The organism is Vicinamibacteria bacterium, from assembly GCA_035620555.1.
Taxonomy (GTDB): domain Bacteria; phylum Acidobacteriota; class Vicinamibacteria; order Marinacidobacterales; family SMYC01; genus DASPGQ01.
This window is the reverse complement of record DASPGQ010000323.1, coordinates 1-9,134: the sequence shown is the minus strand read 5'-3', so window position 1 is coordinate 9,134 and position 9,134 is coordinate 1. Positions and strand designations below refer to the sequence as shown.

General features: G+C 63.4%; 10 protein-coding genes. 8 read left to right on the top strand and 2 right to left on the bottom strand.

Translation table 11 applies throughout. The features are described 5' to 3' along the window. A partial coding sequence (locus VEK15_13310; GenBank protein HXV61670.1) for an FHA domain-containing protein occupies window positions 1–252 on the bottom strand: 252 nt, incomplete at its 3' end. A 199-nt stretch (window positions 253–451) separates the two neighbouring features. Between VEK15_13310 and VEK15_13305 the strand changes: the two genes are divergently transcribed. Genes VEK15_13305 through VEK15_13270 form a run of 8 tightly spaced genes read left to right on the top strand, consistent with a single transcriptional unit; the run spans window position 452 to window position 7,811 of the window. After that, window positions 452–1,084, top strand: a complete 633-nt coding sequence (locus tag VEK15_13305; GenBank protein HXV61669.1) for an RDD family protein — start codon at window positions 452–454, stop codon at window positions 1,082–1,084. 55 nt (window positions 1,085–1,139) lie between these two features. Further along, window positions 1,140–1,928, top strand: coding sequence for an RDD family protein (locus VEK15_13300; protein ID HXV61668.1), 789 nt, complete (start codon window positions 1,140–1,142; stop codon window positions 1,926–1,928). Continuing rightward, window positions 1,925–2,887, top strand: a complete 963-nt coding sequence (locus tag VEK15_13295) for a stage II sporulation protein M (GenBank protein ID HXV61667.1) — start codon at window positions 1,925–1,927, stop codon at window positions 2,885–2,887. The genes VEK15_13300 and VEK15_13295 overlap by 4 nt, the downstream gene beginning before the upstream one ends. Next, window positions 2,884–3,702: a hypothetical protein gene (locus VEK15_13290; GenBank protein HXV61666.1), complete on the top strand. Its 819-nt coding sequence runs from the start codon at window positions 2,884–2,886 to the stop codon at window positions 3,700–3,702. The genes VEK15_13295 and VEK15_13290 overlap by 4 nt, the downstream gene beginning before the upstream one ends. Continuing rightward, a complete protein-coding gene (locus VEK15_13285; GenBank protein HXV61665.1) occupies window positions 3,659–4,465 on the top strand; it encodes a DUF4129 domain-containing protein in 807 nt (268 codons plus the stop codon). Before VEK15_13290 ends, VEK15_13285 begins: the two co-directional genes overlap by 44 nt. Beyond that, window positions 4,465–5,499 (top strand): DUF4350 domain-containing protein, encoded by a 1,035-nt coding sequence (locus tag VEK15_13280; protein HXV61664.1) that lies wholly within the window; start codon window positions 4,465–4,467, stop codon window positions 5,497–5,499. The genes VEK15_13285 and VEK15_13280 overlap by 1 nt, the downstream gene beginning before the upstream one ends. Before the next feature lie 21 nt (window positions 5,500–5,520). Further along, window positions 5,521–6,504, top strand: a complete 984-nt coding sequence (locus VEK15_13275; GenBank protein HXV61663.1) for a MoxR family ATPase — start codon at window positions 5,521–5,523, stop codon at window positions 6,502–6,504. After that, window positions 6,501–7,811: a DUF58 domain-containing protein gene (locus VEK15_13270; GenBank protein HXV61662.1), complete on the top strand. Its 1,311-nt coding sequence runs from the start codon at window positions 6,501–6,503 to the stop codon at window positions 7,809–7,811. The genes VEK15_13275 and VEK15_13270 overlap by 4 nt, the downstream gene beginning before the upstream one ends. A 6-nt stretch (window positions 7,812–7,817) precedes the next feature. Here the strand turns inward: VEK15_13270 and VEK15_13265 are convergent. Then, the coding region (locus VEK15_13265; protein ID HXV61661.1) for a hypothetical protein at window positions 7,818–9,134 on the bottom strand (1,317 nt) is incomplete at its 5' end.

Below are 9,134 nucleotides of genomic sequence, written 5' to 3'. Positions count from 1 at the left end.
GAGATCCAAAAGCTCGGGCTTGTAGTCGAAGTAGTGCACTTTCGCATGCCGCCGGGACGCGGCCTCTTCGTCCAGGAGCAAGCCGCTCGTGTCGTCCCGCCCGAGCACGACCTCCCCGAAAGGTGGCACGCGGATGGTTCTCGGCCCGCCCGGTCCAGACACCTGGTAAAGCGTGAGTCGCTCCACCTGCGCAATCGACATGACTTTCGCCATGTCCACCAGCTGGGTGGGCCTCTTGTCTTGTGAAGCCATTTTTTCTTTTGATGATCTCACATTTCCGCGGGTAGGGCCACACGGAACGGCGTCCTGCGCGTGGGAATTTCCCTACTCTGTCGCGCGCGGGATCGCGGCGGCAGGCCAGGTTAGACCGGCTTCGGGCATGGCACTGCTCTTGCTAGAACACCCGGCGGAGGGAACGATGATCTGTCCCGCGTGCAAAAAGAACCAGCCGATGGCCTTTCGCTGCAAGAGCTGCGGTGCGGAGTTGATGCGGAATCGCTATCGCCCGTCCTCGACTCTTTCATCCGGTCCCGGGTTGCCCGCGCTGAGCGCGCCCGGCGTCGGATCGGTCGGAACAGACCTGTCGGTTGCCGGCGACAATCCGTACGCGACCCCGCAAGCCCGAGCGCTTGCCAGTGCATCACCCTCCGATGCGAGCGGGCTCCTGGCTTCCAGAGGGGCGCGCCTCGCGGCGGTCTTGCTGGACAGCATCCTGGCGATCCTGGTCCTGATTCCGCTATTCGTTTCCATCGTAGTCTGGGCGCCATCGAGCGAGCCCTCGCCCATCGGCCTCGTCATGCTCATCGGCTCGGCGCTCGCCTTTCTCGCCTTTGTCATCTATCAGTTTCGGCTGCTCCTCCGGGACGGCCAGACCATCGGAAAACGCGTCATGAAAATCCGCATCGTCGATTATCAGAACGGGACGGTTCCATCCGCGGGAAAGATCATCGGCATGCGGTACTTCGTCAATGGGATCCTGGGAAACATCCCTCTGTACCCGATCGTGGATCACCTCCTCATCTTCGGTGAGGAGCGCCGCTGCGTTCACGACTTTCTTGCGGGTACCAAGGTCGTACAGGTCTGATTCTTTTCCGAGTTCGCTTCAGTTAAGGGGACGGGGAGATGAGGAAGATGGGCGGATGAAGACCGCGTCTTCATCCGCCCATCAGCCAGTCCTTTCGGACGTCATCTATCTCGAGACGCCCGAGAACGTCCGCCTGGCATTTCGCCTCGCGGGCCCAGCAACGCGGTTGGGTGCCTACCTCGTGGACCTCGCCATTCGGGCCACCGTACTCTATGGAATCGCGCTCTCGAGCTCCCTCGTGTTCTCTCCGCTCGCCCTGAGCGGGTTTCCCATCGGCGTCACCCTGGTAGCGAGCTTCGTTCTCGAGTGGGGCTACGGATGTCTCTTCGAGACTCATTGGAACGGACAGACGCCGGGAAAGCGAATCTTCCGACTCCGCGTCATCAAGACCGAAGGTTATGCCATCGGTTTCCATGACGCGATGATTCGCAATCTCCTTCGAGCCGCCGACTTCGCCCCCCTCTTCTACGGAGCGGGATTCCTCGCCGCGGCATCGAATCCGCGCATGCAGCGAATCGGCGACCTCGTGGCAGGAACGATGGTGGTGCGCGAGCCACGAGACGATCTCGGGACGGAGCCCGCGGGCCTGTCGACGATTCCTCCGATAGCCCTCGAGAGCTTCCGAGATCGCTATCGCGTCTCGGAGAGGACGCGGGAGCACATCGAGAATCTCTTTCGACGCCGGTTCGAGCTGGCGTCCGAGAGAGTGGACGAAATCGCATCGATTCTCGCCGCCCCGCTGGGCGCGAAGCTCGCGTCGAGCGAAGATCGAACCTTTGCCCGCCGGCATCCGGCAGACTTCCTTTTCCGGGTCCTTGGCGCTTACCGAGACGCGCACCCATGAACAAGGCGACTTTCTTGAAGGAGCGTCGCCCCGCCTGGGAGCGATTCCAGAAGCTGCTCGAGCGCGTCGAGTCCAGGGGTGGTCCAAAGCTCGAACCGGACGATGTTTTCGCGTTCTCCGAGCTTTTTCGCGCGCTGTGCTACGACCTTTCGCAGGTGCGGTCCCGCGATTGGGGCTCCTCTCTCGAGCGGTTCCTGAACGATCTCGTGGTCCGCGGCCACGCTGCCTTCTACCGGAGGTCGGATCGCTCCCGGGGTCGGATCCTGCGCTTCTTCACCCATTCCTTCCCCTCCCGATTGCGCGAGAACCATGCGTTCTTGTGGGCGTCCATCGCCCTGTTCACCGCGCCGCTCGCGGTCTCCTGGATCGTGGTCGCCTCGGACCCGAGCCTCGCCCGAAGAGTCCTTCCCGGATCCGCACTCTACACGATGGAGCAGATGTACTCGGGCGATTTGGACGAGGCCGGACGGCAGGATGCCGCCATGGCCGGTTTCTACGTGCGCCACAACATCTCGATCGCCTTCCAATGCTTCGCCCTCGGGGTCTTTCTCGGCGTGGGTACGGTCTACGTTCTGCTGTCCAATGGAATTCAGCTCGGCACGGTGTCGGGATACATCGTCGGCAACGGACATGCGGAGCGCTTTCTCGGATTCGTGTCCGGTCACAGCTCATTCGAGCTCTCGGCCATCGTCGTCGCCGGCACCGCCGGCCTCATTCTCGGCCATGCGATCGTTGCCCCGGGGAGCTTCTCTCGAGGGGAAGCGTTGCGCCGCCGAGGTCGCGTCGCGGTGGAGATCGCGCTCGGCTCGGCGGCCATGCTTTTCGTGGCTGCCCTCATCGAGGGCTTCTGGTCCGCCCAGCCTTTGCCGGCGCCGATCAAGTACGTGGTGGCGGGGGTCTTCTGGATCGCGGTAATCAGCTATCTTGCCCTCTCTGGGCGCCGAGAGCCACGCGAATGAGACTCGAAGCGGCGACCCTTCCACTCGAGCCTCGGCCGGTTGGCGTTTGTATCGACCTCGCGATTCTGTTCTACCGGCAGCACGCGGGGAAGCTCGTCGCGCTCTCGGCGATCTTCGGCGCCGTGCCGGTCACGGTGGGTGCCCTTCGCGCCGCAAACGGCGACGGCTGGATTTGGACCGCCCTGCTCTTCTTCTACGGATCGTCTTTCCTCGGCGCCGCGATCGTCGCCGGTGCCGGCCATCACGTGTTCGGAGAACCGTTCACTCTGACGAACGCGCTAGGACAGTTCTATCGCAGGATGGGGAGCTTGCTGATCCTGCTCCCCCTCGCCCGTACGCTGCTCGCCCTGGTCGGCATCATGTGCTGGGGAATACCATTCATCCCTCTCGGTGTCCGAAACGGGTTTCTCGCCGAAGTCCTGATACTCGAGCAGCTAAAGGGTGCGCGCGCCTGGCGACGGCTCCAGGAGATACTGAAGAGCTCTTTCCTCGACGCCTGCGCACGCTACACCGCGATTCTGTCCTTTTCCGCCATCGTCGGCGCCGCGATGTTTCTTCTCGTCGATATCGCTTGCGACGCACTCTTTGGCGTCCCGATTCTCGTGGCCAAGGTCTCCTGGGCCATGGCCTTCCAAGATATCTCGAACCTCGTCGCTTACGATCCTCTCCTCGTGGCGACCCTCGCGTCGATCTTCTGGCTCGTCTATCCGCTCGCACGGCTGGCCTGGTTCTTCTGCTATCTGGATTCTCGGATCCGCAAGGAGGGCTGGGATGTCGAGATCGATTTCCGACTGGAAGCTCGGAGGATCGCCTGAGGTGCGCCGCCCACTCGACTTCGTTCTTTTGCTTTGCGGCCTGCTCGCCTTCGACGCGGCAACCGGAGCTCCTCAGGAAGAAATCGGCGGCTCCGGCTACGAGAACCGGGACGGGGGAACGGTCGAGAACAAGGTTGCCGAGATTCTCTCCCGCCCGGAATTCGAGAGACTCCGTGACGAGCCGAAGCCGGATCGGCCTCTCCGGGAACGTGGATGGCTCGCGCGTTTCATCGACTGGCTGGAAGCGTGGCTGAGTCGGGAGAACCGCAGCACGTCTCCGGCGTTCGCGCTCCCGGGATTCGAGTTTTTGATCTACGCAGCGGCGGCACTCGGAGTAGGACTCGTCCTGGCAATGATGGTGAAGGCCATCGCCTCGGGATCGCGTTCCGGCAAGATCGAGCCCTCACGACCATCGCCGTCGTCCGGCGTTCGCTCGTTTGTCGCACCCGGTGAGATCGCGCCGGAGGAGTACTGGCGGCGGGCGATAGCCCATGGAGAGCGGGGACGCTATCGCGAGGCGATTCGTGAGATCCTGTTCGGGGCGATGAGCTCGATCGAGAGGCGTGGACTGATCCGTTTCCGAAAAGGGCTCACGAACCGCGACTACCGTCTTGCCGTGAGAGGAACGTCGCGCGAATCCTTTGCCCTCATCGCCACCGCGTTCGAGATCGTCGCCTTCGGAAGGAGAGAGCCGACACTCGAGAGCTATCGCGCTTGTTGCCAGGAGTTCGAGAAGAGCTTTCGGGCGGAGGAAACGGGTTGATGCGGACCGATTGGCTCTGGGGCGCCCCGATACTCGCGGTCCTGCTCGCGGCGGCGAGCATCCTTCCCATTCCGAAGAGACCCGAGCCGGGCGATTCGTTCGGCGAAGAAGCGGGCGGCAAGCGGGCTTTCTTTCTGCTCGCCTCGGAACTACTGCCCGACGTTCGGCGCAGCTCGAGCTCGCTGGTACCCCAGGACGAGGAAGCGGATACGCTCGTGCTGCTCGGTCCCGCGCGCTATCCCGACCGAGCACAATGGCAGTCGCTCCACGATTGGGTCGCCTCCGGCAAAGCCCTCGTTTTCGCCGCGCGATGGCAGGACCCCAGCGTCCGTCTCGAGCCTTTCGGAATCGATATTTCCCCCTTGGTCGGAGGGCGCGCGGAAGCCGTCGTGGAGACCGAGCTCGTCCCGGTGGACGAGCTGGAATGGCGCTCGCTCGGCCAGGTGCGTACGTCGTCGGAGTCCGCCTCGGTCGACCTGCTGTACGGCGGGACGACACAGATCGTCAGACAGCCCGTTGGCGACGGGGTCATCGTCGTCCTGGCGAGCGACTTCGTCTTCTCCAACCGCTCCTTGACTCTGGGAAACAACGGCTTGCTGGCTTTTCGCGTGCTCGAGTCCGTAGCGCCGGCTGGCCGGATCTACTTCGACGAGGTATTGAACGAGGCGGGACGCCCCGAAGTGGTCGGGGTCCTGCTGGAACCGCCTCTGCGCCTTCTGACCCTGCAGGTGGTCATCGTAGTGCTCTTGTTCGGGTGGATGGCGAACCGGCGATTCGGGCCGATCAAGACCGAAGAGGTCTCCGCTCGGAGGAGCCTCGTCGAGCATGCCGAGGCTCTCGGCGGCCTGCACTTCAAAGCCGGAACGACCGCGCCTTTGCTCGCCTCTTACCTCGAGTTCTTCCGGCGCGAGCTCGCATCGACCTCTTCTCCCGAGGCCCTCGACCGGGCCACCCGGGCTGCCAAGAGCCAAAACCTCGACCGCGCGCGCGTGGCTTCTTTCGTGCAGAGCCTCGCCCGACTGCGTTCCGTTTAAGAATCATTGAAAGGAGACTGGATGGAGCAACCCATCACGGCCGAGATGACGCTCGATCGAGCTCGCGGCCTCTTCGACGCGACTCGCGACGAAGTCAGCAAGGTGATCGTGGGACAGGAACGTCTCATCGAGGGCGTCCTCGTCGCGTTGTTCTCCGAGGGCAGCGTGCTGCTCGAAGGCGCTCCGGGATTGGGCAAGACGCTTCTCGTCAACGTGCTCGCAAAATGCGTCTCCTGCCATTTCCGCCGCATACAGTTCACTCCCGACTTGATGCCTTCGGATCTGACGGGACACAGCGTGTTCGATTCGAGGGAAGGAGCGTTTCACTTCAAGCCCGGTCCGGTCTTCACGAATCTTCTGCTGACCGACGAGATCAACCGATCGCCTCCCAAGACCCAGTCGGCGCTCCTCGAGGTCATGCAGGAACGGCAAGTCACCGTGGACGGGAAGACCTACCGATTGAGACGCCCGTTTCTCGTCCTGGCGACGCAGAATCCGCTCGAGCACGAGGGGACCTACCCGCTCCCCGAGGCTCAGGTCGACCGCTTCATGTTCAAGCTTCTGGTGGATTACCCGTCCACCGAGGAAGAATGCGAGATCCTGGGACACTATGCGAATGGCCGCGACCCGAGAGATTTGTCGGGATTCGACGTGCGGAGGGTCATGAAGGCGGAGGATGTCACATCGATTCAGCAGGCGACCCGGGGGGTCATCGTCGAGCCGGAGATCGTGCGTTACATCACCGAGATCGTGGCGAGCACTCGTCGCTGGCATTCGGTGCAGGTGGGCTCGAGCCCGCGCGGCAGCGTGAACCTCCTTCTAGCCTCCCGGGTGCTCGCCGCGTGCCGGGGGCGGAACTTCGTCGTACCCGACGACGTCAAGGAGTTGGCCCCCTGGGTCCTGAGGCATCGCTTGATTCTTCGTTCGGAAGCCGAGATTGAAGGTGAGAGCGCGGACGGCGTTCTCTCGCAGATCCTCGATTCCGTCGCTGCCCCCCGATCGTGATACCCCGGCCACGCCTCATCCTCGCCGTCGCCTTCGTCGGGGTGGTATTCGTCGCCGGCGTCTGGGTCGAGTGGCTTCTGACGGTGGGCCTTCTCGCCAACGGGCTCGTGGGCCTCGTCGCTCTCGTCGATTACGCCAGGACGAGGCGACCTCACCTCATCGCGATCGACCGCGATGTCTCGGAGGTCTTGAGCGTCGGAGCGCCGAACCGAGTCGTACTGAGGCTCACGAACCGATCGAGCTCGCCGCTCCTCGTGGAGCTGACCGACGAGCCTCCGTCACCCTGCCGCATGGAAGGCTTGCCAACGAAGGCCGAGCTTCCTCCCCGCCGCGAGGTCGAGGTGTCCTACCATCTCATCCCCGCTCGCCGAGGGCCGAATCGATTCGATTTCGTGCATTTCCGTTACCAGAGTCCCATCGGCCTCTGGACCCGAGTCGTGAAGCGGGCGCTCGTTGCCGAGGTTCGCATCTACCCCGATATCCGGACGGTTCGACGTTTCGATCTTCTCGCCCGCAGGAACCGGCTGGCGGAGATGGGACTAAAGGTCTGGCGCCTGCGCGGCCGAGAGGGCGAGTTCGAAAGGCTCCGGGAGTACCGGAGAGAAGACGAGATGCGTCAGATCGACTGGCGGGCGACGGCAAAGCACGGAAAGCTCATCAGCCGGGAATACACGACCGAGCGCAATCAGAACGTCGTTCTCCTGCTCGATTGTGGTCGGACGATGCTGAATGAGACCGAAGGCATTTCCCATCTCGACCGGGCGCTGAACGCCGCGATCATCCTGAGCTACATTGCTCTCGGCCAGGGCGACAACATCTCCCTCGTGGCCTTCTCCAATCGAATCGAGCGTCTCGTGGGACCGGTACGAGGCAAGGCCGCGGTCCAGACGCTCATCCGGCAGACCTACGACCTCGCTCCCCGGCTCGAAGCCTCGGATTACGCACTCGCGTGTGAGGATCTCGCCCGCCGCCAGAAGAAGCGCGCCCTCGTCCTGCTGATTACCTACGCGCTCGACGAGCGGCACCTCGAGACCCTGGGTCGATACCTGCGAGGCATCGTCTCCTCACACCTGTTTCTCCTGGTCCTGCTCAAAGATCTACCCCTGGTCGAGGCCGCCGAACGCATGCCCCGGACCGATCTCGAGGCCTATCGAGCGGCCGCGGCGACCGAGATGCTCAACGCCCAGGAACGCCGCATCGCGGCGCTCCGGGCGTCGGGGATTCACGTCACCGAGGTCGTACCCGGGGAGCTCACTGCCGTAGCGATCAACCAGTACCTCGACGTTAAATCGCGTCAGCTGTTATGAATTCTCTCAGAACGGGGATATGCGGAACCCCTCCACGAGAAGCATCAGCGTGTACTGGCCGAACGAGGCCGGTGCTGGCTGATCGTCGAAAGAACCATCACCCCAGACGCTCACGCCTCCCGAGGTGCCGATGCCGCCGCTCTGCGTGACGTAGAGATTTCCATCGCGCACGAAGAGCCCCTGAACCATGACGTCGCCCAGCGAAGCTTGCCCGGTGCCCGGCTGCGTGACGTCGAGGTCGAACTCGGGAAGCCCGCTCTCGATCCCGACGGCGTAGAGTGTGCTCGAAAAGTTGAACTCGCACAGCGTGGTATCGAGGGTCTCGCTGGTGGCGGCGAAGAACACGACCGGTGGGGCCGGATCCCCGATCGTTCCTGCCGTCACTGCGGGAACGAGCATGCGCTCCCCGGGATTGAAGATCTGCTCGAAGGACGGAGTGTCGCCCGGGAGAAACTGCGTTCGATTCTGCCCGTCGGCATCGGTGTCGATCCAGGTGCGGAACTTGAATCCCTCGGCGGGCTCGGGCGCCCGGCGATCCCCACCCGATCCGGCCATGACGAACACCCGATTCGGCGTGAAGGGATCATTCATCAGAGTGACCGCCGCCGTAATCGGATGCGCCGGTCCCATTGCCGCGAACACGTTCAGGGTCCAGTTCGTCGGGTCGGTGTCCGAGGTATCGAGCTTGAGGACGCGGCCTTGCAGGTCGGGAATATAAACGCGGGTCACGAAGTCCTTGCTGTCAGCCACGTCCTCCCGATGAGGGATGAAGACCGTCGGCGAAGCGACGAGGCCGTTCTTCGCTATGACGGCCGCCGGGTCCGTGGCCACCGGAGTCTGGTTTCGATAATAGATGGCCCCGTCCTCGGCCTGGAAAGCGAAGAGGAACTCTCCCTCCCGGGCGGCGTTGACGCACCCATAGCCGCCGCCGGCGAAGACGAGCCATTGGTCGACCTCGGTGTCGTCGGGACTCGCGACGCCTCGGGTGTCGACGTTGCCGAACGCGGGAATGGACCAGGTCTCTCCGAGCCCGTCAATACGAGGATCGGATTCCACGAAAGGGCCCTCGCGGTTGCCGACGTTCCAGCGCAGGGCGAGGCTCGCCGGGTCGTCGGGAGCAGTGGTGACATCCAGGAGCGTGAGGAAGCGTCCTCCTCGACCGCGGCCGAAAGCAAGCAGTGTGTGCCACGCGTCGTCCCCCCGCTGGGTTCCCGCGCCGACGTCCGAGCGAAGAAAGACATCGGCAACGACGGGCGGGCTCGCGAGAATGAACTTGTGGTTGAGGACGTTGTTGTTGTCGGTCACGACGTCGCGCACGAAATC